22 protein-coding genes are annotated in these 23,342 nt (G+C 69.5%); 17 read left to right on the top strand and 5 right to left on the bottom strand.

What is annotated here, in order from left to right:
* The first annotated feature begins 1 nt into the window (after nucleotide 1).
* Together ABZX37_RS08355 and ABZX37_RS08350 are read left to right on the top strand one after the other, a co-directional pair.
* A complete protein-coding gene (locus ABZX37_RS08355) occupies nucleotides 2-2,560 on the top strand; it encodes a sensor histidine kinase KdpD (RefSeq protein WP_354737294.1) in 2,559 nt (852 codons plus the stop codon).
* Nucleotides 2,557-3,255 (top strand): response regulator, encoded by a 699-nt coding sequence (locus ABZX37_RS08350; RefSeq protein ID WP_354737292.1) that lies wholly within the window; start codon nucleotides 2,557-2,559, stop codon nucleotides 3,253-3,255. Before ABZX37_RS08355 ends, ABZX37_RS08350 begins: the two co-directional genes overlap by 4 nt.
* A 67-nt stretch (nucleotides 3,256-3,322) precedes the next feature.
* On the opposite strand, the gene ABZX37_RS08345 is transcribed toward ABZX37_RS08350, so the two are convergent.
* The gene (locus ABZX37_RS08345) at nucleotides 3,323-4,012 is read right to left on the bottom strand and encodes a hypothetical protein (RefSeq protein ID WP_354737290.1); all 690 of its coding nucleotides are present in this window, start codon (nucleotides 4,010-4,012) and stop codon (nucleotides 3,323-3,325) included.
* A 159-nt stretch (nucleotides 4,013-4,171) separates the two neighbouring features.
* Between ABZX37_RS08345 and ABZX37_RS08340 the strand changes: the two genes are divergently transcribed.
* The 5 genes from ABZX37_RS08340 (at nucleotide 4,172) to ABZX37_RS08320 (ending at nucleotide 10,074) form a co-directional block, all read left to right on the top strand.
* A complete protein-coding gene (locus tag ABZX37_RS08340; RefSeq protein WP_354737288.1) occupies nucleotides 4,172-4,468 on the top strand; it encodes an acylphosphatase in 297 nt (98 codons plus the stop codon).
* A gap of 179 nt (nucleotides 4,469-4,647) precedes the next feature.
* The gene (gene smc, locus ABZX37_RS08335) at nucleotides 4,648-8,250 is read left to right on the top strand and encodes a chromosome segregation protein SMC (protein WP_354737747.1); all 3,603 of its coding nucleotides are present in this window, start codon (nucleotides 4,648-4,650) and stop codon (nucleotides 8,248-8,250) included.
* Between the two features lie 138 nt (nucleotides 8,251-8,388).
* Nucleotides 8,389-8,937: a hypothetical protein gene (locus ABZX37_RS08330; protein WP_354737286.1), complete on the top strand. Its 549-nt coding sequence runs from the start codon at nucleotides 8,389-8,391 to the stop codon at nucleotides 8,935-8,937.
* Between the two features lie 168 nt (nucleotides 8,938-9,105).
* Nucleotides 9,106-9,447: a beta/gamma crystallin domain-containing protein gene (locus ABZX37_RS08325; protein ID WP_354737284.1), complete on the top strand. Its 342-nt coding sequence runs from the start codon at nucleotides 9,106-9,108 to the stop codon at nucleotides 9,445-9,447.
* A 138-nt stretch (nucleotides 9,448-9,585) separates the two neighbouring features.
* Complete coding sequence (locus tag ABZX37_RS08320; RefSeq protein ID WP_354737282.1) at nucleotides 9,586-10,074, top strand: hypothetical protein; 489 nt, start codon at nucleotides 9,586-9,588, stop codon at nucleotides 10,072-10,074.
* Between the two features lie 54 nt (nucleotides 10,075-10,128).
* Here the strand turns inward: ABZX37_RS08320 and ABZX37_RS08315 are convergent, their stop codons facing one another.
* Entirely contained in the window at nucleotides 10,129-11,694 is a 1,566-nt protein-coding gene (locus tag ABZX37_RS08315; protein WP_354737280.1) for a sodium:solute symporter, read from the bottom strand.
* A gap of 9 nt (nucleotides 11,695-11,703) precedes the next feature.
* Nucleotides 11,704-12,918: an anhydro-N-acetylmuramic acid kinase gene (locus tag ABZX37_RS08310; RefSeq protein ID WP_354737278.1), complete on the bottom strand. Its 1,215-nt coding sequence runs from the start codon at nucleotides 12,916-12,918 to the stop codon at nucleotides 11,704-11,706.
* A 140-nt stretch (nucleotides 12,919-13,058) separates the two neighbouring features.
* Here ABZX37_RS08310 and ftsY point away from each other — a divergent pair, with 140 nt between their 5' ends.
* From ftsY to ABZX37_RS08270, 8 genes are all read left to right on the top strand, one after another.
* Nucleotides 13,059-14,414 (top strand): signal recognition particle-docking protein FtsY, encoded by a 1,356-nt coding sequence (gene ftsY, locus ABZX37_RS08305; RefSeq protein ID WP_354737276.1) that lies wholly within the window; start codon nucleotides 13,059-13,061, stop codon nucleotides 14,412-14,414.
* A gap of 98 nt (nucleotides 14,415-14,512) precedes the next feature.
* Nucleotides 14,513-15,163 (top strand): hypothetical protein, encoded by a 651-nt coding sequence (locus ABZX37_RS08300; protein ID WP_354737274.1) that lies wholly within the window; start codon nucleotides 14,513-14,515, stop codon nucleotides 15,161-15,163.
* Complete coding sequence (locus tag ABZX37_RS08295; RefSeq protein ID WP_354737272.1) at nucleotides 15,163-16,497, top strand: putative T7SS-secreted protein; 1,335 nt, start codon at nucleotides 15,163-15,165, stop codon at nucleotides 16,495-16,497. Before ABZX37_RS08300 ends, ABZX37_RS08295 begins: the two co-directional genes overlap by 1 nt.
* A gap of 28 nt (nucleotides 16,498-16,525) precedes the next feature.
* On the top strand, nucleotides 16,526-17,026 hold the full coding sequence (locus ABZX37_RS08290) for a hypothetical protein (protein ID WP_354737270.1): 501 nt from the start codon (nucleotides 16,526-16,528) through the stop codon (nucleotides 17,024-17,026).
* Nucleotides 17,023-17,520 (top strand): YbaB/EbfC family nucleoid-associated protein, encoded by a 498-nt coding sequence (locus tag ABZX37_RS08285; protein ID WP_354737268.1) that lies wholly within the window; start codon nucleotides 17,023-17,025, stop codon nucleotides 17,518-17,520. Before ABZX37_RS08290 ends, ABZX37_RS08285 begins: the two co-directional genes overlap by 4 nt.
* Nucleotides 17,517-18,248, top strand: coding sequence for a hypothetical protein (locus ABZX37_RS08280; RefSeq protein ID WP_354737266.1), 732 nt, complete (start codon nucleotides 17,517-17,519; stop codon nucleotides 18,246-18,248). The genes ABZX37_RS08285 and ABZX37_RS08280 overlap by 4 nt, the downstream gene beginning before the upstream one ends.
* A 10-nt stretch (nucleotides 18,249-18,258) precedes the next feature.
* On the top strand, nucleotides 18,259-18,579 hold the full coding sequence (locus ABZX37_RS08275; protein WP_354737264.1) for a DUF4333 domain-containing protein: 321 nt from the start codon (nucleotides 18,259-18,261) through the stop codon (nucleotides 18,577-18,579).
* A gap of 55 nt (nucleotides 18,580-18,634) precedes the next feature.
* Nucleotides 18,635-19,135 carry a GNAT family protein gene (locus ABZX37_RS08270; protein WP_354737262.1) on the top strand — a complete coding sequence of 167 codons (501 nt, stop codon included), beginning with the start codon at nucleotides 18,635-18,637 and terminating at the stop codon, nucleotides 19,133-19,135.
* On the opposite strand, the gene ABZX37_RS08265 is transcribed toward ABZX37_RS08270, so the two are convergent.
* Nucleotides 19,128-19,892 carry an IclR family transcriptional regulator gene (locus ABZX37_RS08265; RefSeq protein ID WP_354737260.1) on the bottom strand — a complete coding sequence of 255 codons (765 nt, stop codon included), beginning with the start codon at nucleotides 19,890-19,892 and terminating at the stop codon, nucleotides 19,128-19,130. The genes ABZX37_RS08270 and ABZX37_RS08265 overlap by 8 nt on opposite strands.
* 108 nt (nucleotides 19,893-20,000) lie before the next feature.
* On the opposite strand from ABZX37_RS08265, the gene aceB reads away from it, so the two are divergent.
* Complete coding sequence (gene aceB, locus ABZX37_RS08260; protein WP_354737258.1) at nucleotides 20,001-21,575, top strand: malate synthase A; 1,575 nt, start codon at nucleotides 20,001-20,003, stop codon at nucleotides 21,573-21,575.
* Nucleotides 21,575-22,771, top strand: a complete 1,197-nt coding sequence (locus tag ABZX37_RS08255) for an aldolase (protein ID WP_354737256.1) — start codon at nucleotides 21,575-21,577, stop codon at nucleotides 22,769-22,771. The genes aceB and ABZX37_RS08255 overlap by 1 nt, the downstream gene beginning before the upstream one ends.
* Nucleotides 22,772-22,790: 19 nt before the next feature.
* On the opposite strand, the gene ABZX37_RS08250 is transcribed toward ABZX37_RS08255, so the two are convergent.
* Nucleotides 22,791-23,210, bottom strand: coding sequence for a nuclear transport factor 2 family protein (locus tag ABZX37_RS08250; RefSeq protein WP_354737254.1), 420 nt, complete (start codon nucleotides 23,208-23,210; stop codon nucleotides 22,791-22,793).
* Nucleotides 23,211-23,342: the final 132 nt, after the last annotated feature.

Below are 23,342 nucleotides of genomic sequence, written 5' to 3'. Positions count from 1 at the left end.
AGTGAGCACCTCTGACACACCCCCGAAGCCGCGCCGAGGCGAACTGCGGATCTACCTCGGCGCGGCTCCGGGCGTCGGCAAGACCTTCGCCATGCTCGGCGAAGCGCGCCGCCGCCTCGACCGCGGCACCGACGTGGTCGTCGGCCTGGTCGAGACGCACGGCCGCAAGAAGACCGCCGACCTGCTCGACGGGCTGGACGTCGTGCCGCGGCGCACGGTCAGCCACCGCGGGCACGAGTTCGCCGAAATGGACCTCGACGCGGTGCTCGCCCGCGCGCCCGAGGTCGTCGTCGTGGACGAGCTGGCGCACACGAACGTGCCCGGCGGGCGGCACGAGAAACGCTGGCAGGACATCGACGAGCTGCTCGAAGCGGGCATCGACGTGCTGTCCACGGTCAACGTCCAGCACCTGCAGAGCCTCAACGACGTCGTCGAGCGGATCACCGGCGTCACCCAGCAGGAAACCGTGCCGGACGAGGTCGTGCGCCGCGCGGAGCAGCTGGAGCTGGTGGACATCACTCCGGAGGCGCTGCGGCGGCGGCTCGCGCACGGCAACGTCTACCCGGCCGAGCGCATCGACGCCGCGCTGGGCAACTACTTCCGGCCCGGCAACCTCACCGCGTTGCGCGAGCTGGCGCTGCTGTGGGTGGCCGATCAGGTCGACGTCGCGCTGCAGCGGTACCGCGCCGAGCAGAAGATCACCGATACGTGGGAGACGCGCGAACGGGTGGTCGTGTCGATCACCGGCGGTCCGGAAAGCGAGACGCTGATCCGGCGCGCCAGCCGGATCGCCAACCGGGCGGGCGCGGAACTGCAGGTCGTGCACATCCTGCGCGGCGACGGTCTCGCCGGGCTCGGGCCGACCGCGATGGCCCGCTGCCGCACGCTGGCCGAGGAGGTCGGCGCGACTTTCCACGCGGTGGTCGGCGACGACGTGCCGACGGCGCTGCTCGACTTCGCGCGCGGGGTCAACGCGACCCAGCTGGTGATCGGCACGTCGCGGCGGTCCCGGGTCGCGCGGCTTTTCGACGAGGGCATCGGCGCGATGGTGATCCAGCAGTCCGGGCCGATCGACGTGCACATGGTCACGCACTCCTACGCCGGCGGACGGCTGCGGGCGCGGCTGGGCACGAGCCCGCTGGCGCCGTCGCGGCTCGTGATGGGCTGGGTGCTGAGCATCCTGCTGCCGGTCGTCGCGACCGGTCTCGGTGTGCTGTTGCGCGACGCGGTCGAGTTCTCCACCGACGTGATCCTCTTCGTGCTCTCGACGGTCATCGTCGCTTTGGTGGGCGGGCTCGGCCCGGCTCTGGTGGCGTCGATTTTCGGTGCTGGGCTGCTGAATTTCTTCTTCACGCCGCCGCTGTACACGCTGGATGTGCACAGTCCGCAGAACGTCGTGACGCTGATCGCAATGATCGTGGTGGCAGTGATGGTGGCTTTGGTCGTCGCTTCCGCCGCTCGGCGGGGGGTGGCGGCGGCTCGGGCGCGGACGGAGGCGTCGCTGCTGGCGTCGTATGCGCGGACCGTGCTGACCAATCCGAATCCGATCGAGCGGCTGCTGGAGAAGGTGCGGGAGAATTTCGGCCTGACTTCCGTGACGCTGCTGGAGAAACGCAACGGCAAGTGGGACAACGTCGCTTTGTCCGGCGGCGAGCCGTGCGCTGATCCGGACGAGGCCGATGTTGACATCGCGGTGACCGCTGACGTGCACCTGACCCTGCGCGGTCGCGCCCTCCCTGCGGCAGACCGTCGAGTGCTGGAAGCCGTTGCGGGACAAGCATTGCTCGCCTTGCGACAACAGCGGATGGCCGCGGCCGCGGCGGCCGCCGAGCGGAAAGCCGAGGCGACTGAACTGCGCACGACGCTGCTGTCCGCGGTCGGCCATGACCTGCGGACGCCGCTCACGTCCATCAAGGCCGCGATCGGCAGCCTGCGCGCGCCGGACCTTTCGCTGTCCGATGAGGACACTGAGGAACTGATGGAAGCCGTGGAACTTTCGGCGGACCGGCTCGCCGGGCTGATCGACAACCTGCTCGACTCCTCCCGGCTGGCGACCGGCGCGGTCACCCCGCACCTGCGGCCGGTCGGCTACGACGAGGTGGTCGCACACGCATTGTCCAATGTGGACAACACGCAAGGCGTCCAGGTATTTGTGGACGCCCGATTGCCTTCGGTGCAAGCGGATCCGGGCTTGCTGGAACGGGTGATCGCGAACGTCCTGGACAACGCGCTGCGGCACGGCGGCGGCGACGTTTCGGCACGGGCGAGCGCGCATTCGGAGTTCGTGGAACTGCGGATCGTCGACCACGGCAAAGGCCTGCGGAAGGGCGCCGCGGAATCCGCGTTCGCGCCGTTCCAGCGGCTGGGCGGGGACCGCGACTCGACGCCGGGCGTGGGTCTGGGGCTGTCCGTCGCGAAGGGTTTCACCGAGGCGATGGGCGGTACGGTTCGCGCCGAGGACACTCCAGGCGGAGGGTTGACGGTGGTGATCTCGCTGCCGGCCTGTACCGGCCGGGAATTGGTGGAAGCCGAATCGGCTGAGGAGGGCGTGGCGCGATGACTGCCGACCCCATGGCGACGGTGCTGGTCGTCGACGATGAACCGCAGATCGTGCGGGCGCTGCGGATCAACCTCAACGCGCGCGGATACAAGGTGATCACCGCGCACGACGGCACCGCCGCGCTGAAAGCGGTCGCCGAAACGAAACCCGACGTGGTGGTGCTGGACCTCGGCCTGCCTGATCTCGATGGCACCGAAGTGATCGCGGGCCTGCGCGGCTGGACCACGGTGCCGATCATCGTCCTGTCCGCGCGCGGCGATTCGGCGGACAAGGTGCAGGCGCTCGACGCGGGCGCCGACGATTACGTGACGAAACCGTTCGGAATGGACGAACTGCTGGCCCGGCTGCGGGCCGCGGTGCGACGTTCGTCGGTGGCGGGCACGGACGGCGCGGAAGCCGTGGTGGACACCGGATCGTTCACGATCGACCTGGCGGCGAAGAAGGTCCTGCGCGAGGGCCGCGAGGTGCACCTGACCAAGACCGAGTGGGGAGTCTTGGAACTGCTGGTGCGCAACCGGGGACGGCTGGTGGCGCAGAAGCAGTTGCTGCACGAGGTGTGGGGGCCGTCGTATGAGACGGAATCCCATTATCTGCGAGTGTATCTGGCGCAGTTGCGGCGGAAACTGGAACCGGAACCTTCCCGGCCGCGGCATTTGCTGACGGAGCCGGGGATGGGGTACCGCTTCGAAGCCTGACCTGGCCGAAAAGCCGTGAGGGGAACCCTGAGGGAATCAGATTCCCTCAGGGTTCCCCTCACGACTTTCAGCGGCTGGTGGAACTCGTCGGGCCGGAGTCCGAAGTGGACGCGCTCGGCGAGGACGACGGCTGGCCGCCGGTCGAGCTGCTGCCCGGCGGGGGCTTCGGCGACGTGCTGTCCGAGGACGACGGCGGGGTCGGGTCGGACGAGGTCGACGTCGGCGGGGTCACCGTGTGCGTCGGCGGCGACGTCGTTCCGCCGCCCGGGTGGGTCGGCGGGTCGCTGCGTTCGGACGTGGTGCCGCCCGGCGGCGGAACCTGGCCGCCCGGTTGCCCGCCGGGCTGACCGGCGTTCGGCGGAGGAGTGAGCACGCTCGTGGTCGGCTTCCCGTCCGGACCCACTCCCACCACCGTGGTCGGCGTCGGCGGGGCGGTCTGGCCGGGCGTCGGCGAGCCGGGGACGGTCATCGGGCCGCCGGGGACGGCGTTGCCCGGGACGACGACCTGCGAGCTGCCCTGCAGCCCGCCCTGGCCGCCGCCGGTGCTGTTCGTCGCGGTGTCGGTGACCGAGCCGGGGCCGGCCAGTTCGGCGACCGCGGCGAAGGCCGTCGCGACCACGAGGCCGCTGACGCCCAGGATCGCGTAGCCGGAGCGGCTCAGCCTCCCGCTCGCGCCCTTCGGCGGGGCGGTGGGGGCAGCGCTCACCGCGATCTCGGGCGACGCTGAGCTTGGTTCAGGCCCGTCGGGACGGGACATGCAGGCTCCTTAGGAGAGTCAACGCTCAAGTCGAGGGGCGGCACGGGGGAGCGGGGCTCCGGCCCCGGATGCCAGGCGGGAGGTTATCACTGCTCAGGACCCGTTCGCGCGACCGAGGGACCGGGCCGTCACGGTCCGCAGCCGGGGGCGTGCGGCAGGATGGGGCCGGTGAACGAGCAGGAAACGCCCGTCCGGCTGGCAGCCTGGGTGCACGGGCAGGTGCAGGGAGTCGGTTTTCGCTGGTGGACCCGGAGCCGGGCGCTCGAGCTCGGGTTGACCGGATTCGCCAGGAATCTCCCGGACGGGCGTGTTGAGGTCGTCGCTGAGGGTAGCCGGGACCACTGTGGGCAACTGCTGGCCGCGCTGCGCTCGCGAACCTCACCCGGACGAGTGGATCAGGTAGTTGAACGCTGGACCGCCGCGAAGGGCGGGCTCGAAGGATTCCTCGAACGCTGAGCCGGGCGGGGCGGCTGCGGCTGATGGGGTGCTTGGGGTTGCCGGGGCGGTCGGACCTGTGCTAGGCGCGCCCGGGCGGCCTGGCCTCCCACCGAGCTCGGGAACCCCCGGGTAGCCTGTCCCGAACCGGGGGAACCGGTAGCCATCCAGTACCCGTGGCCAAGAGGGGTCGGCAGCACGTGCACCTGAAAAGCCTGACGCTCAAGGGCTTCAAGTCCTTCGCCTCGGCGACCACGCTGCGCTTCGAACCCGGCATCACCTGCGTGGTCGGCCCGAACGGCTCCGGAAAGTCGAACGTCCTCGACGCGCTGCGCTGGGTCATGGGCACCCAGGGCGCGAAGGACCTGCGCGGCGGCAAGATGGAAGACGTCATCTTCGCCGGCACCGCGGGCCGCGCGCCGCTCGGCCGCGCCGAGGTCACGCTCACCATCGACAACGCCGACGGCGCGCTGCCGATCGAGTACGCCGAGGTCTCCATCACCCGCCGGATGTTCCGCGACGGCGCGAGCGAGTACGAGATCAACGGCGACCGCTGCCGCCTGATGGACGTCCAGGAACTGCTGTCGGACTCCGGCATCGGCCGCGAGATGCACGTCATCGTCGGACAGGGCCAGCTCTCGGCGATCCTGGAGTCGAAGCCCGAGGAGCGGCGCGCGTTCATCGAGGAGGCCGCCGGCGTCCTCAAGCACCGCAAGCGCAAAGAGCAGACCCTGCGCAAGCTCAACAACATGCAGGGCAACCTCGACCGGCTCACCGACCTCACCACCGAGCTGCGCCGCCAGCTGAAACCGCTGGGCAAGCAGGCCGAGATCGCGCGCAAGGCCCAGTCGGTGCAGTCCGACCTGCGCGACGCCCGGCTCCGGCTGTTCGCCGACGACCTGGTCACCCAGCGCGAATCCATCCAGCGCGACGAGGCTGACGAACGTACCGCCCGGCAGCGCCGCGCCGAAGTCGAGCAGGCGCTGGAAATCGTGTCCGCCGAGGAAACCGAGCTGGAGGCGTCGCTCGCCGAGGACGCGCCGCGGCTGCAGATCGCGCAGGAGACTTGGTACAAGCTGTCGGCGCTCACGGAACGGCTGCGCGGCACCGTGCGGCTGGCGGTGGAGCGTCAGCGGCACCTTTCTTCCGACGTCTCCGCGCCCACTGGCGGCCGTGACCCGGAGGAACTGCTCGCCGAGGCCGAGCAGGCCGCGGAGCGCGAGCAGGAGCTGACCGAGGCGGTCATGGAGGCCCGCGAACTTCTCGCGGAAACCGTGCTGCGCCGGGAAGATCTCGAACAGCGAGTGCAGGCCGCGGAGCGCGCGCACTGGGCCGCGGTCCGGGCGATCGCCGACCGTCGTGAGGGCATGGCGAAGCTGACCGGTCAGGTCGAAGCGCTGCGCAGCAAGAACGGCGCGACCGCGGAAGAAGTCGACCGGCTGACGGTTGGTCTGCAGGAAGCCGCCGAGCGTGCCGAGATCGCGGTCGAGGAGCTGGAAGAAGCCAAAGCCGTTGGCGGCACGGAGGAATCCGACGACGCCGACCTGCAGCAGCGCCACGACCGCGCGGTGGAGGCGAACAACGCCGCCAAGGCCCGCGTCGAAGAGCTGGTGAAGGCAGAGCGCGGTTCGGAGCGCGAGATCGCGTCGGAGAAGGCGCGCGTCGAGGCGCTGTCGATGGGGCTCAAGCGCAAGGACGGCGCGGGCGCGCTGCTCGGTGCGTCCGCGGAATTGCCGGGCCTGCTCGGTTCGGTCGCCGCGTTGCTCACTGTGCAGCCGGGCCATGAGGTCGCGCTGGCCGCCGCGCTCGGGCCGGTGGCCGACGCGGTCGCGGTGTCCGGCGGCGAGAACGCGCTGTCCGCGCTGAAGTACTTGAAGGACACCGATTCCGGCCGCGCGGGGATCGTTCCGGTCAGCGCTGGGTCCACTGTGGACACCAGCTCGTGGCCGATGCTGCCCTATGGCGCGCGCTGGGCTCGCGAGGTCGTCAACGCGCCGGAACAGCTGCGTCCCGCGGTCGAGAAGGCGCTGGACCGGCTCGCGCTGGTGCCGGATCTGGACGCCGCGCGGCAGCTCGTGGCCCAGCACCCGCAGGTGCGTGCGGTCACCGCCGAGGGCGATGTCTTCGGGGCCAACTGGATCGCCGGTGGTTCCGCCGCCCGCGAGAGCGTGATCGAGGTGCAGGCGGCGGTCGACGAGGCGCAGGAACGCTTGCGCACGGCCGAACGCGCGCTGGAGCAGTACTCCGCGGAACTGGAAGGCGCGCGCGCCGAGCAGCAGTCTCGGCGCGAAGAGGTCGGCCAGGCGAAGGACGCGCTCGGCGACGCCAAGGTGCGCAAGGCCCGTTCGTCCGAGCGGCTCAACCGGTTGCAGCAGGCCGCGCGGTCCGCGCAGGCCGAGGTCGAACGGCTGACCCAGCAGCGCGCGAAGGTCGAGCAGAGCCGCGAGCACGCGCTGGAACAGTTGGCAGAGCTGGAAGAACGGCTCGCCGCGGTCGCCGAGCAGCCGGTCGAGGACGACCCGGACACCGCCGAGCGCGACGAGGCCGCCGAGCAGCTCGCCGTGGTGCGGCAGGAAGAAGTCGAAGCGCGGCTCGCGCAGCGCACCGCCGAGGAACGTGCGCGCAGCATCGCCGGGCGCGCGGAATCGTTGCGCCGCGCGGCTTACGCCGAGCAGCAGGCTCGCGAGCGCGCGGCCAAGGCCCGGGAAGCGCGCGAGCGCGGCGCGGAAATCGCGAACGCGGTCGTCAACGCCGGTGAGTTCGCGTTGGAGCGCATCGAGATCTCGGTGCAGCGCGCGGCCGCCGAGCGCGACGAAGCCCAGGCGCAGCGCCAAACCCGCGAAACCGCGCTCACCGCGGTGCGCGCGAAGGTGCGCGAGCTGTCCGGCGAACTGGAGAAGCTGACCGACGCCGTGCACCGCGACGAGGTGCTGCGCGCCGAGCAGAAGCTGCGGCTGGAAACGCTGGAAGCGAAGATCGCCGAGGACTTCGGCATCGGGCTCGCGGACCTGGTCGAGGAGTACGGCCCGGACGTGCCGGTGCCGCCGAGCGCGGGCGAGATGGCCGAGTACGAGGCGGCCAAGGAGCGCGGCGAGGACGTCACGCAGCCGCCGCCGATGCCGTTCGACCGCGACACCCAGGCCCGCCGCGCCAAGCGCGCGGAGAAGGACCTGACCCTGCTGGGCAAGGTGAACCCGCTGGCGCTGGAGGAATTCGCGGCGCTGGAGGAGCGGTACAAGTTCCTCTCCACCCAGCTGGAAGACCTCAAGGACACCCGCAAGGACCTCGAGGCCGTCATCAAGCAGGTCGACGAGAAGATCCTGGAGGTCTTCGCCTCGGCCTACGCCGACGTGGCGCGCGAGTTCGAGACCGTCTTCGGCGTGCTGTTCCCCGGCGGCGAGGGCCGGATGGTGCTCACCGAGCCGAACGACCTGCTCGCCACCGGCGTGGACGTCGAGGCGCGCCCGCCGGGCAAGAAGGTCAAGCGGCTGTCGCTGCTGTCCGGCGGCGAGAAGTCGCTGGTCGCGGTCGGCATGCTGGTCGCGATCTTCCGTGCCCGCCCTTCGCCCTTCTACGTGATGGACGAGGTCGAGGCGGCGCTGGACGACACCAACATGCGCCGGCTGATCGGCCTGCTGGAGCAGCTGCGCGATTCGTCGCAGCTGATCATCATCACGCACCAGAAGCCGACCATGGAGATCGCCGACGCGCTGTACGGCGTGAGCATGCAGGGCGACGGCATCACCAAGGTGATCTCGCAGCGGCTGCGCGCGGCGGACGAGGAACCGGTCCCGGCTTCCTGAACGGGGTTGCGCCGTCCGGGGCGATCCTGCCCGAACGGGCAGGCCTGACCGGACAGCCGTCCGATCGGCCAACTGCCGCCGTGCCCGCACGTCTTCAGGGGTGTTCGAAAGCAACGCATCCTGGAGGGGATTCGACAAATGCGCACCATGGTGGCCCGCACCCTGATTTCCGGTTCGATGCTCGGCGTTGCGCTGGCAGTCGCCGCGTGCGGCGGCGGTTCGCAAGCCGGGCAGGCCGCGGCGGTGCAGAGTTCGCTCTCCGCCGCGCCGACCGCTTCGTCGGTGGCAGCACCGAGTTCTTCCGCCACGCCCGCGCCGTCCACTCAGGCGCAGGCCCCGACGCACGCGAGCAAGCCCAAGCCGCACCCGACCTCGGCCAAGCCGCAGCCCAGCGACCGCTTGCCGGGCAAGGGCGAACTCGGCAACGGCGCGGACTGCGGGCCGATCGACGGCCCCGGCGGCAAGGTCGACGTGGTGACCGAGGCGATGCCCGCCGGAACCGTCGGCTGCACCGAGGCGATCGACGTGATGTCCGACTACCTCGCCCAGGCGCCGACCAAGGCGCAGGGCACCGGCCGTTTCCTCGACGTCGACGGCTGGAACTGCGGCTACGACGGCGGAAACGGCGGCAGCAAGCAGATTTTCTGCGGCAGCAAGGGACTTTCGTTCCACGGCAAGGCTGTCTGAGCGAGGTCCGTTTCTCTCGCACCCCGGGTACGAACGGGTAGAAGCGGGCGCGACGGCTGTCCGGGCCAAGCCCGCTGCTGGCACGGTCGATCTCGTCCGGCGGCGCGGTTTCGCCGCGGGCCGGGCTCACCTTCAAGGCAGCACTGGGAGAAAGGTTCCACAGCGATCATGCCTTCACTCGTCAAGAGACTCGCGATCGGCGGCGCCGCGGCGCTCGCGCTGGCCGTCACCGTTCCGGCCGGTCAGGCGTTCGCCACCGACCGGGTAGCCTGCAACGGCCGCACCGACTTCGTCCAGCTGCGCCTCGCGGGCGGAAACCCGTGGGACGGCAGCGATGTCGCCTGCTTCGCCAATTCCGGCGCGGTGTACGTGGACCTGGGCGGCGTCACCCGGGTCGACTCCGGCAACAACTCGGTCACCCTGTACTGGGACGGCGGCCAAGCCAGTCTCGGCCACTGGCAGGGCGCCGACCTGAACTTCGTGCACGTGCGGCAGGTCGTCATCCGCTGACGGATTTCCCGCGACGGCCCGGCTTCTCTCGGGAAGCCGGGCCGTTTCGCGGAGAATCGCCGCCACACTGCCGTCCCGGGTGTCACCGATTAGGGTGATCTTGGCCGATCGGCGGCTGCCTCAGGGAGGACTGTGTTCATGCGGTTCACGCGCACGATGGTTGCCGCGGCGTCGGTTCTCTCGCTGGGCGTGCTGGTCGTGGCGTGCGACGGGAGCGCTGACCAGGCTGGTTCCGTCTCCTCCCCGCCGTCGGTCCCGCTCACTGTCACGTCCGCGCAGTCGAGCGCCCCGGCCGCGTCCCCGGGCAAGACGGCCAGCCCCGGCAAGTCCGCGAGCAGCGGCCCGGACACCGGCGAAACGGTCGGCCCGCCGGTCGACTGCGGCCCGATCGACGCGCCGAACGGCAAGGTGGGCCTGATCGCCACCGAGACCAAGGCGGGTCGTCCTGGCTGCACCGAAGCGATCGACGTGATCACCCAGTACTTCCAGGACGCGCCCAAGAAAGCCGAGGGCACCGCGCACGTGCTGAACGTGAGCGGCTGGCGGTGCATGGCCGACACCGGTGCGCAGGGCAGCGGGCGGATCGGCTGCGACAAGGACGGCCTGGTCTTCTACACCCAGCCGTAACGACGTCGTGCGTGGTGATCTCGGCTAGAACCGGGATCACCACGCATGAGCTTTCTACGCCGCGCTCTCCGCGGGTTCTTCGAGCTTCTCGACGTTCGGGTCCACCCCACGCCGCCGCAGCGACAACAGCCCGCCCACCACCAACGTGATCAGCACCCCGGCGAAGGTGTACCAATACGTCGCCAGCGGCACGAGCGTCTTCGTCGCCGCGCCGAAGTGGATGTGCACCTCGGTCGTCGCCTTGTCGAATTTCACGAACAGGATCAGGAACGCCATCCCGACCACTGAGCAGGCGAACGCGATCACCGCGTCGGACTGGCGGGCCTTGCGCACCAGCAGGCCGAGGAAGAACGAGCCGAGCAGCGCGCCGTAGGTGTAGCCGACGATCCCGAGGCCCTGCTGGATCACCGGGTCCTTCGAGTTCGTGAACATCGAGGCGAAGACCGCGAACACCGCCGCCCAGATGAGTGTCCACATGCGACCGTGCCGGAGCAGCTTGGCGTCCTCGATCGACTTGTGCGTGAACCGCTGGTAGAGGTCGGCGATGGTGGAGGTGGACAGCGCGTTGAGCGCGGACGCGAGCGCGCCCATGGTCGAGGCGAGGATGCCGGCGATCAACAGCCCGGCCAGGCCGACCGGCAGGTCGTTGACGATGAAGTTGGAGAACACGTCGTCGCCGGACATCTTCCCGGCCGCGACCGCGGTGGCCGTCGAGCCGGTCTTGCCGCCGGTGTAGACCCACAGCATCGCGCCGACGAGCAGGAACAGCGCGAACTGGATGAACACCACGATGGACGAGCCGATCAGCGCGCGCTGGCCGTCGCGCAGGTTCCGGCACGACAGCAACCGCCCGACGATCAACTGGTCCGCGCCGTGCGAAGCCATCGACAGGAACGCGCCGCCGACCACCGCGCAGAGGAACGCGTACGGGTTGGTGAGCAGGTTCGACGCGAAGTCGGTGAGCTGGAACCGGCCCTGGCTCGAAGCGATCTGCGTCCAGCCGGACGGCAGCTTCGTGGACAGGAAGATCACCGCGCCGATCGCGCCGAGGATGTAGAGCGACCACTGGATGACGTCGACCCAGATCACCGACTTGATGCCGCCGACGAACGCGTAGATCACGGTGAGCAAGGTCAGCAGCACGACGATGTGCCAGTACTCGGTGTGGATGCCGTAGTGGCTGAGGATCGCCTTGATCGGGATCGCCCCGGCGAACAGCCGCAGCCCCTCGGCGAGCAGCCGCGTCACCACGAAGGTGACCGACGCGGTGCCCTGCAGTCCGCGCCCGAAGCGGCGGCCGAGGAATTCGTACGCGCTCACGTAGTTGCCGCGGAAGTAGCGCGGCAGCAGTACGAACGCGGCGATCACGCGGCCGATGATGTAGCCGAAAGCCACTTCCAGGAACAGGAAGGCGCTGCCGAACACGAGCCCGGGCGTGGAGATCACGGTGAGCGTGGACGTCTCGGTGGCCACCACGGAGAGCGTGACCGCCCACCACGGCATGCTGCGCTCGCCGACGAAGTAGTCGTTCGCGGACTTCTGTCTGCGCCCGATCAGCACGCCGATGACCGGCATCGCCGCGAGATACACGATGACGATCACCAGATCGACTGGATTCATGGGGTTCTCCTACCGTGATTGCCCGGATTTCGCGACCCGGAGCCGGGTCGCGGCGCCCCCCAGCGGGGCGGGGAGATTCAGGGGAGCCGCGCCCGGCGTCAGCGCGCCGAGCAGGCGGGGACCGCTCGCGCCGGTGGCAGAGGGCAGCGTCGCCGGGACGCCGCACCAGCTCAGCCAGCCGAGCAACGCGGTCAGGTAAGCCTCTTTTCCGGAGCCGGGAAGGCCGAGGTCGTCGCTGGTGCGGAGCGCGCCGTCGGGCAGAAGCCGGGTCAGCGCGGCCATCGTGGCGGGGTTCGCGACGCCGCCGCCGGACGCGATGACGGTCGCGACGCCGTGCCGCCGGCATTCCGCGGCGACCGTCGCGGCGGTCAGTTCGGTGAGCGTGGCCAGCAGATCCTCCGGGGACAACGGCGGCAGTCCGGACAGGGCTGCGTCAAGGTATCCGCCGTGGAAGTGCTCTTTGCCAGTGGATTTCGGGGCAGGGGCGGCGAAATAGGGGTCGGCGAGCAGCCGGTCGAGCAGGTCTTTCCGGACTGAACCGGCGAGCGCGAGCCGCCCGTCGACGTCGGCGGACAGCTTGCCGTCGCTGACATGGGCGGCGGCGAGATCGAGCAACGCGTTGGCCGGGCCGGTGTCGTACGCGAGCACCTTGTCGGTCTGCGTGACCACGGTGATGTTCGCGATGCCGCCGAGGTTGAGCGCGGCCACCGGAGCACCGGTCTCCTCGGCGAGGCCGCGCAGCCACATCGCGTCGAGCGTGCTTGCCAGCGGCGCGCCCTGGCCGCCCGCGGTGATGTCGCGGATGCGGAGGTCGGCGATCACCGGCACCCCTGTGCGCTCGGCGATCCACGCCGGCTGGCCGAGCTGGAGCGTGCCGAGCGCGACGCCGTTCTCGACCCAGTGATAAACGGTCTGGCCGAGCGAGGCGATCACGTCCACCGGCCCGTACGCGGCGATCCCGCGCGCGGCCGCGTCCGCGAACGCCTGGCCGACCCGGGTGTCGAGGACGGTCAGCTGCCGCGCGCTGCTCGGCCGCGGCGGGAGGGCGTCGAGGAGGTCCGTGCGGAGGTCGGCGGGATAGGGCACGTCGAGCTCGCCGAGCGGGGTGAGGACGACTGTCCCGTTGTCGTCGCGGATTTCGGCGACCGCGACGTCGATCCCGTCCACAGAGGTGCCCGACAGCAGCCCGAGGACGCGGAAACAGTGGCCGGCGGGGGTGGTCATCCGATGTGGTCTAGTCAACGCGGAAGGGGTGGCGCAAGACGCCTCGTGGAGTCTTGGCCGAATCGGAACCGTTCGCGTTACTCGTTGGCCTCCGGGTGGGGTGTCCCGTGGCTTGTGCACGCGGATGACAGGATGGTCGCGTGTCGAGTTCCTGGTTCTGGATCGTTGTCGTCGCCGTCGTCGTCCTGGTCGCCATTCTGGTGTCCGGGCTGCTCATCGCGCGCAAGCGGCGGATCAGCATGGCCGAGCGGCGCGAGGTCGAGGAGAAGCCGAAGGGCGGCGGGTACGCCGCGAGCGGCGGGATCTCCTTCGCTTCCGGCGGGACGGCCGTCGAGGCCAAACCCGAGCCTTCGCCTGAGCCCGTCCCCTCCCCGGAGCCGGTGGTCGAGCACCCCGTCGAGGACCGCACCGAAGTCGACGGTCAGCCCGCGGTCGGCGACGACGCCGCGGTCCCGCGCGACTCCGACCAGCGCACGGTGCGCGACGTCAAGCTCCCCGAGCCGGTCGAAGAAGAGGCCCCCGAGGCGGTCGTCCCGGGAACGGTCGAGCCCATCGAGGAGATCGAGTCCCCGGCCGGTCGCCTCGAGCGCCTGCGCGGCCGTCTGGCCAAGTCCCGCTCGGTGTTCGGCCAGAGCCTCCTGGGCCTCCTCGGCGGCGGTGACCTCGACGAAGACTCTTGGCAGGACGTAGAAGACACGCTGCTGCTGGCGGACCTCGGCGCCGCCACGACGACCCAGATCGTGGACCGCCTGCGCGACGAACTGAACCGCCGCGCAGTGCGTACGTCGGACGAGGCGCGCGAACTGCTGCACGAGGTGCTGACCGCGGCGCTGTCCACGGACGCCGAGCGCGCGGTCCGCGCCCTGCCGCACGAGGTGGACGGCAAGAAGCAGCCCGCGGTGGTCCTCGTCGCTGGAGTGAACGGCACCGGCAAGACCACGACGACCGGCAAACTGGCGCGAGTCCTGGTGGCACAGGGCGGAACCGTGGTCCTCGGCGCGGCCGACACCTTCCGCGCCGCCGCCGCCGACCAGCTGCAGACGTGGGGCGAGCGCGTCGGCGCGTCGGTCGTGCGAGGCAAGGAAGGCGCGGACCCGGCGGCGGTCGCGTTCGACGCGGTCAAGCAGGGCATCAGCGAGGGCGTGGACACGGTCCTGATCGACACCGCGGGCCGCCTGCACACGAAGACCGGCCTGATGGACGAACTCGGCAAGGTGAAGCGAGTCGTGGAAAAGCAGGCGAAGGTCGACGAGGTGCTGCTCGTGCTGGACGCCACGACCGGACAGAACGGGCTCGCGCAGGCGCGGGTGTTCGGCGAGGTCATCGACGTGACGGGAATCGTCCTGACGAAGCTCGACGGCACCGCGAAGGGCGGGATCGTGTTCCAGGTCCAGCGGGAGCTCGGGGTGCCGGTGAAGCTGGTCGGACTGGGCGAGGGGCCGGACGACCTGGCGCCGTTCGAGCCGGGTGCGTTCGTGGACGCTTTGCTGGGCTGATTCCCCCCAGGTGGGTGAACGAAGGTCAAACCGGTGAGCTCGTCCCCCCTTGTCTGCGACGGTGTGTAGCGGCGCAGTCACAGCAACGAGGGGTGGGCATGTCGGGCGGTTTTGGCGCGGTCCCGGAAGAGTTGTTCCGGACCGCGAATACGATCGGGGATCTCGTCGGCGGTTCGTCGGGCATGCCTTGGCAAGGTCCGAGCGGTGACTACGGGCATCCACAGCTGCAGGCCGGGTGGGCCGGGTTCCTCGAATCGATCGAGGCCGAGGTGGCGCGGCTCGCCGAGCAATCCCAGGGGCACGGCGACAACCTGCGGACGGCGGCGGGAAAGTACCTGCAGTCCGACGACAGCGCGACCGGCGCAGTCGGCACGTTCGGCACCGGCCTCGGGGATCTGTTCGGCGACGGCAGCGGCGGCCGGGCCGGGAGCGGGATCGATCCGCTGCCCGGAACTGGGATCGGCGGGCCGGGCGAAGCGAAAATCGGCAGCAAGCTCGACGGGGTTCCTGGCGGCGGCTGGACCGGCGGACTCACCCCCGACCAGCTCGAAGGACGTCTCGGCAAGCCGGAGGGCGGGCTGCACGACGTTCCCGGCGGCGGCTGGACCGGCGGGGCGACTGGCCGCATCAGCGGGTCGATCGACGACGACGGGCCGCTGACCGTCATGAGTCCCGAACGGTCCCGGCAGTTGTTCCCCGGTTCGACCGGCGGGACCACTCGCGGCGACGGTGAAGGGCCGGTGTACTGATGGCCGCGGAACTGGGGCAGAGCCTCGATCCCAAAACGTTGATCCCCGGCGAGCCGCTGCTGCTCTCCGGCGATTTGCGCAAGCTGGTCCAGAACATCGAGAAGATGTCGGCTATCTCGGAGGGGCTTGCCGCGATCAGTCCGCAAGAGTGGACCGGCGACGCCTCCGATGCCTTCCGCGAGGTCTTCGGGAAAGAGCCGCAGAAGTGGATCGACACGATCGGCATTCTCGGCAAAGGCGCCGATGCGCTTGCCGATTACGGGGATACTCTGACCTGGGCGCAGTCTGAGGCGCAGCGGGCAATCGAACTTTTCACGCAGTCGCAGGCAGCATCTCGGGCCGCGGCCGCGGATTACAACGTCCAGGCGCAGCAGGCCGCATCGCTCGGGCAGGAGATGTACCCGTTCGCGGACCCCGGTCAGAGCGGCACCGCTCAAGCCCAGGAGGTGCTGGGAGGCGCGCGCAACCGACTCGAGGAAGTCGGTGCGGGAATCGCGGAATTGCTCGGATTCAGCCCGGAGGACGACGGCACTTACTCGAAGGAACTCGGCAAGGAATCCGCGGACAAGGGCAAGAAATCCGAGTGGGAGCGCGGGAACCAGTCCGACGGGATGCTGACGGACAAGGTCGACGGCGTCCTCAAGCTCCTCGGCATCGATACGCACGACGAGACTTCCGCCGCGTCGGCCAGCGCGTCTGTCGCCGAAGGCAAGACGAACGGCTCGTTCGGTTCGGATCTGTTCGGCGGCAGCGGGAAGATGGGCGGAGCGGTGCTCGGCGCGGACGCTTCCGCGCACGGCAGCATGAACAGCCTCGGCATGAGCGGCGACGCATCCGCGGAGGCGTATCTGGCCAAGGGCAGCGCCGCGGGAGAATTGCACGGGCCCAAGCACGTCAGCGTGAGCGGCTCGGCCGACGGCGCGATAGACGCGCACGCCTCGGCTTCGGGCTCGCTCGGCTGGACCGGTGGAAAGGCCCAGATCGGTGCCGGAATCGGCGCGCACGTCGGGGCGGACGCCGGTGCCGAGGTCGGCGGTGTCAAAGCTGGTGTGCACGGCGGTCTTCGGGCTGGCTTCAGCGCGGACGCCAGTGCCCAGTTCGGCATGGGAGACGACGGCAAGTTCCACGTCGGCGCCTCGGCCGGCCTCTCCGTCGGCATCGGCGGCGAGCTGTCGTTCAATATCGCGATCGACCCGAAGGAGGTCGCGAGTACCGTCCACGATGTCTCGAATGCCGTGGGCACTGTCGCGGATTCCGTCGGCAACGCGGTGTCCGGTGCGAGCCACGACATCGCGGACAGCGTAAATGCGGTCGGGCGCACCCTCGGCTTCTGACCCCGACCTAGATCCGGAGAGAGCGCAAGTGGCAGCTACCATCCCTGTTCCTATCCAGTTTTCATTGCCGGAGGGCTGGCGTTCAGTGCCGCCGGACGACGTGGGCACACCGGAATCGGCGTTTGTGGCGCTGTGCCCGTCGGAGGCGCGCCAGGGGTTCACTCCGAATATCTCGATCAGCGGGGAGATCCGCCAATCAATCGATTTGATCGCGATCGGGGACGAGGCGGTCGACAACCTGCGCGCCGCCGGCGCGCAAGGCGTCAAACTGGGACGGCGGGACGAGACCGGCACGGCGGCGAACCCCGGGCTGGCCCAAGCCGTGAAGCTCGTCGTCCCCTTGGGCGGCAGGACTGTCGACTTGGTGCAGTACCAGGTTTTTCTGCTGATTCGCGATCAGCGGGACCTGCGCCGGGAAGCGGTTCTGCACGTCGTGCTGTCGGCTCTTCTCGAAGAGCAGTTCCAGCGGGTGATCGGCGATTTCCAGAAATTCCTCGAGACGATTCAACCGGAAAAGGCTTCCTCATGAACGAAACGGCCCGGCAATTGCTGGCGCGGATCGAAGCGATCGACACCGCCGCCAAGCACAATGAGCGCAACGCCGAGACCTATCGCATGATGGCGGAAGAGCTGCAGGAGGCTCAGGGAACGGCGATGTCGCCGGACGGTGTGGTCACGGTCGTGGCCGGCGCCGGCGGCGGAATCAATTCCATTACGTTCGGCGAACGCGTGCGGGAGGCGGCACCCGAGGCGCTTTCGGCCAGTGTCATGCGCGCGATCGCGGAGGCGCAGGCGAAAGCGGCCCGGTTGCAGGCCGAGGTCGTGCGGAGGAATTTGGGCAGCACCGAGGTGCTCGACCGGGTGCTTGACTCCGACGAGCAGCTCTTCGGTGCGCAGCGGCCGTCTGCCGTTGTGCCGCACGAGGCACCGGCCGCCAGTGCGCGCCCGGCCGCTGAGAAGTGGGCTGAAGAGGAATACGAGGAAGTCGCCCTCTTCGACGACGGGGACGAGCCGCGCCGATGAGCCTGGCGTGGATCCTCTTCATCGTGCTCGGCGGCACCGCGTTGTTCGCCGGCGCGATGATCTGGTTCTTCGTGTGGCTGAACCGCGGCGACAAGAAGCTGGTGGCGCTCCTGCAGGAGGAATGCGCACGGCGCGGATGGACCTACGAGGAGCGCAACGACGCGTATTGCGCGCAGTACAACGAGGGCGATCGGTTCGTCGTGCGGAACTGGGGAGAACGCGTCCTCCAGCCGATGGCTCCGATCACCCATCGCTATTGGGCCAATCGGGCGCGCCACGTAGTGACCGGAGTGCACCGGGGCCGCCCGTTCGTCGCTGCGCGGCTCAACCTCTCCGCGATCCAGGGCGAGCCGTCCGATCGGCCGGTGGTGTGGGTGTGCGCTCCGGGCACGAGTCCGGTGCTGGAGATCACCCGGGTCGCCAAGCTGCAGAGCCGGATCAACGCCGGGATCGGCCAAGGCGACATCACGGTCGGCGATCCGGAGTTCGACGACGCGTTCGAAGTGCGGTCCAGCAGTCCGGAATTCGCTCAGGCTGTGCTCGGACCGGCCGTCACCGCGTACTTGAAGACCGGTTCGCCCGCTTTTCAGGGCTTCACGCTGATCAACGGCCGGCTGCTCTTCAGGGAGTGGCTGAACGACCATCGGGACCCGAAGAAGCTGCTGGCCGCGCTCGATGAGCGCTGCGATCTGCTCGACCGCATTCCCCCATCCGTCTGGACCAGGTAGGAGATCTGCTGTGCATCGTTCGGTTCGTCCTGTATTGCTCGCTTTCTGCGGGCTGGCCCTCACCGCTTGCAGCTTCTCGGTGTCGGTCGGCAACGACATCTCCAAAGCTGACCTCGAGAAGAACATCTCCACTGTCCTCGAGCAGTCGAACAACGGGCGGCGGCCGGATTCGGTCACCTGCCCTGGGCCGATCAAGGCGGAGAACGGGCAGACGGCCCGCTGTTTCCTGACCGGTGGCGGCGTGAAATACGGTCTCACCGTGACTCTCTCCAAGGTCAACGGGTCCAATGCCACTTACGAAGTGAAGGTCGACGACAAGCCGATGCAGTGACCGAACGCGCACCGCCGTTGCGAGACCAAGCCGCCCTTGATCAGAGGCCGATGAATTGACCGCCAGCGATGACCCCCGCGTCACCCTCCGCCTGCTCGGCGAAGCAGACCGAACCAGGGTCCACGAGATCCTCTCCGCGCCGGAAGTGGCGCAGTGGTGGGGCGAACCCGGCGAGGAGACCGACGGCCTGCTCTCGAAAGAGGGCGACCAGCACGCCTACGCCATCGAGTACGAGGGCCAGACCGTCGGCGTGATCCAGAGCTGGGAAGAGCTCGATCACCGCTACCGGCACGCCGGAATCGACCTCGCCGTGCACCCCGACCACTACGGACTCGGGCTCGGTGCGGAGGCGATCCGGATCCTGGCCCAGCGCCTGTTCGACCAGGGCCACCACCGGCTCACTATCGACCCGGCGGCGGCCAACGTCCGCGCGATTCACGTGTACGAGAAGCTCGGCTTCCGGCGCGTCGGGATCCTTCGCGATTACGAGAAGGGACCCGACGGGACCTGGCACGACGGACTGTTGCTGGACCTCCTCAAGGGCGAACTCAAGTAGCCGGCAGCTGCTGCGAAAGCCGGTCCGCGATCTTTTGCACCACCGGCGCGATGTGGCTCACCGCGTCCGCCGTCAGGCGTCCCGACGGGCCGGAGACCGACACCGCCGCGGGAACCGGCGCGCCGGGGATCGCGACGGCGATGCAGCGCACCCCGAGTTCCTGTTCCGCCTCGTCCAGCGCGTAACCCTGTCCGGCGATCTTCTTCAGCTCCACCGCCAGCGCGTCCGCATCCGTGAAGGTGTGCTCGGTGTACGCGGGCATGCCGGTGCGTTCCAGCAGCGACGCGACCTCGTCGGCGGGCAGTTCCGCCAGCATCGCCTTGCCCACCCCGGTGCCGTGCGGCAGCAAACGCCGGCCGACCTCGGTGAACATGCGCATCGAGTGCTTTGACGGCACCTGTGCGACATACACCACCTCGTCGCGTTCCAGCACCGCCAGGTTCGCCGTCTCGCCGACCTCCTCGACCAGCTCCACCAGCAGCGGCCGCGCCCACGCGCCGAACTGCATGCTCGCGTTCTCGCCCAGCCGGATCAGCCGGGCGCCGAGCGCGTAGTGCCGGTTGGTGTTCTGCCGGACGTAGCCCAGCGACACCAGCGTGCGGATCAGCCGGTGGATCGTCGGCATCGGCAGCCCGGACAGGGTCGCCAGCTCCGACAGACTGGCCTCGCCGCCCGTGTCCGCCAGGTGCTCCAGCAGCTCGAACGCACGCTGCAGGGACTGGACGCCGCCGTCTCGTCCGCTCTTCTCAGCCGCCACCAGTGGTCCTCCTCACAGACCCGATTGATGTTCCGCTATGCAGAAACTATAGTCCGTCAGGTAAAAACCGTAGGGACGTTATCCAAAGCACTACTCGGGGTGTTGCGCATGTCTGAGGTCCAGGTTCTCGGCGGGTCCGTCGAGCGTGGGGACGAGATTCTGACGCCGGAAGCCCTCGCTTTCGTAGCGGGCTTGCACGACGAGTACGCCGCGCGGCGCGACGAACTCCTCGTCGCGCGGGGCAAGCGGCGCGAGGAGGCCCGCACCACCGGCCGCCTCGATTTCCTGGCTGAGACCAAGGAGATCCGCGAAAGCGACTGGCAGGTCGCCGGCGCTCCGGCCGCGCTGCGCGACCGCCGCGTGGAGATCACCGGTCCGACCGATCGCAAGATGACCATCAACGCCCTCAACTCCGGCGCCAAGGTGTGGCTCGCCGACTTCGAGGACGCCAACACGCCGCACTGGGCGAACGTCGCGGGCGGCCAGGTCAACCTGTCCGACGCGATCCGCGGCACGATCACGCTCGACCAGAACGGCAAGCACTACGAGCTGAAGCCGGACGTCGAGCACGCCACCATCGTGGTCCGCCCGCGCGGCTGGCACCTCGACGAGCGCAACCTGACCTTCGGCGGCCGCAAGGGCGTCGGCGCGCTGGTCGACTTCGGTCTGTACTTCTTCCACAACGCGCAGGAGCTGCTCAACCGCGGCAAGGGCCCGTACTTCTACCTGCCGAAGATGGAAAGCCACCTCGAAGCGCGGCTGTGGAACGACGTGTTCACCCACGCGGAGAAGGCGCTCGGCATCCCGCACGGCACCGTCCGCGCGACCGTGCTGATCGAGACCATCCCGGCCGCGTTCGAGATGGAAGAGATCCTCTACGAACTGCGCGAGCACGCCTCGGGCCTCAACGCCGGGCGCTGGGACTACCTGTTCAGCGTCATCAAGTACTTCCGCGACGCGGGCGAGAAGTTCGTGCTGCCGGACCGCAACTCGGTCACCATGACCGCGCCGTTCATGCGCGCCTACACCGAACTGCTGGTGCGCACCTGCCACAAGCGCGGCGCGTTCGCGATCGGCGGCATGGCCGCGTTCATCCCGAGCAAGGACCCGGAAGCCAACAAGGGCGCCTTCGACAAGGTGCACGCCGACAAGTCGCGGGAGGCCGGGGACGGCTTCGACGGTTCGTGGGTCGCGCACCCGGGCATGGTCGCACTCTGCAAGGAAGAGTTCGACAAGGTCCTCGGCGACCGGCCGAACCAGCTCGAGCGCACCCGCGACGAGGTGAGCGTGACCGCCGACCAGCTGCTGGACGTCGCCTCGACGCCGGGCAGCGCCACCGCGGCGGGTCTGCGCGCGGCGGTCGACGTCGGCATCCGCTACCTGGCCTCGTGGCTGGGCGGCAACGGCGCGGCGGCGATCCACAACCTGATGGAAGACGCCGCCACGGCCGAGATTTCGCGGTCGCAGGTGTGGCAGTGGGTCAAGAACGGCACGAAGCTGGACAACGGCGAGACGGTCACCGCGGAGCTGGTGCGCGGGGTCGTGGCCGACGTCCGGGGCGAGCTGGCGGCCGAGGTCTCCGACGACCTGCTGAAGCCCGCGGTCGAGCTGTTCGAGCAGGTCGCGCTGGCCGACGAGTTCCCGGACTTCCTGACCCTGCCGGCGTACGAGCACATCCAGTAATGGGCGGCGGACGGCTCGCCGAGGACGTCTACACCGCCGCCGACGCGCGGTTGGCCGAGGCCGACGCGCGCGTGGCGGCGCGGTATCCCGGCGAGTCTCCGGGCCGTCGTCCGGTGCACACGGTGTACGTGCCGGCGTCGCAGTACCGCACGCGCCTGGTCGCCGATTGGGGCAAGCAGGCGATGCGGGTCTTCGTCGAACACGGCGACCTGCTGAACCTCGACCCGGAGGTGGCCGAGCGCGTCCGCGAGAAGCTCCTCACCGAGCCGATCGAGGACCTCCGCATCGACTTCGAGGACGGCTACGGCCATCCCGGCGACGAAGCGGAGGACGCGGCCGCGGAGGCCGCCGGGCGCACGCTCGCGACCACCGGCGGTACTCCGTTCGTCGGAATCCGGTTCAAGAGCTTCGAAGCCGCGACGCGACGGCGGGGCATCCGGACGCTCGATCTGTTCCTGTCCGGCTTGCTGTCCGAAGGATCGCTGCCGGACGGATTCGTGGTGACGCTGCCGAAGGTCACCGCGGTCGAGCAGGTCGAAGTCGCCGCGGAAGTGTTGGGGCGACTGGAAACCGCGTACGGACTCGCGGACCGCGCGCTGCGGTTCGAGGTGCAGATCGAGACCGCGCAGTCGATCCTTTCGACGGACGGCACGGTCTCGGTGGCGCAGATCATCCAGGCTGCCGACGGCCGGTGCTCCGGGCTGCATTACGGGACCTACGACTACAGCACCGGTCTCGGCATCAGCGCGGCGTACCAGAGCATGGCGCACCCCGCGGCCGACTTCGCGAAGCAGTTGATGCAGGTAGCGGCTGCCGGAACGGGCGTGCGGCTGTCCGACGGTTCGACCAACCGGCTCCCGGTGGGCGACGACCTGCCGGGCGCGTGGGCGGAGCATCTGCGGCTGGTCCGGCGGTCGTTGGAGAACGGCTTCTACCAGGGCTGGGACCTGCACCCGCACCAGCTGCCGACCCGGTACGCGGCGACGTACGCCTTCTACCGCGAGGGCGCCCCGGCGGCGGCAAAGCGGTTGCAGGACTACGCGTCGAAGACGGCCGGGGGAGTGCTGGACGAGCCCGCGACGGCAGAGGCGCTGGCCCGGTATCTGCTCGGCGGTTACAACTGCGGGGCGTTGGCGGAAGCGGAGTTGCCGTTCGAACCGGCGCGGCTGGACGCGTACGCGCGGCGGCAGGCCTGAACGATCGCGAGTGCCCGCGCTACTCGGCGCAGGCACTCGCGATCGCCGCGGTGTCCCAGTAGAACGGGTGCACCTCGGCGATCCGCCCGTCCTCGATCCGGAGCGCCTGCAGGATCGGGAACTCCAGCTCCCGCCCGGTCGTGCGCGTCCGGGCACGGACCTGGGTGCGCACCACCGACGTCGCGCCGAGGGCGAGGAACTCCTGTTCGCCGATCTCGAACGACTCCCAGATCCGGCTCATCTCGAGGAAGAACTTCTCCAGCCCGGCGTGGCCGTGCCAGTCGCCGCCGAACGGCAGTCCGTCAGCCTGGTGAAGTACGACATCCTCGGCGAAATACGGGGCCAGCGGGGCAAAAGAAGCCGAACCGGGGCCGCCGGCGACGAAATACTCGGCTTCGGCTCGGTACATGCCGTTGAGCACGGCAGCGGGATCAGTCACGGTCGCCAGCCTGGCCAGGCGGGGAGGGCGCCGCTGGCGGCAATCGGACTTCGCGGTCTCCGCACGTTTTGTCGTACGCGCTCGGTAGACTTCAACCCGGTCTTTTGAGGGCGGGAAAGGAAACACTAAAGC

Source organism: Amycolatopsis sp. NPDC004079 (assembly GCF_040610415.1).
Lineage (GTDB): Bacteria > Actinomycetota > Actinomycetes > Mycobacteriales > Pseudonocardiaceae > Amycolatopsis > Amycolatopsis halotolerans.
The sequence above is the reverse complement of the archived record's forward strand: the minus strand, read 5'-3'. Positions and strand labels throughout refer to the sequence as shown.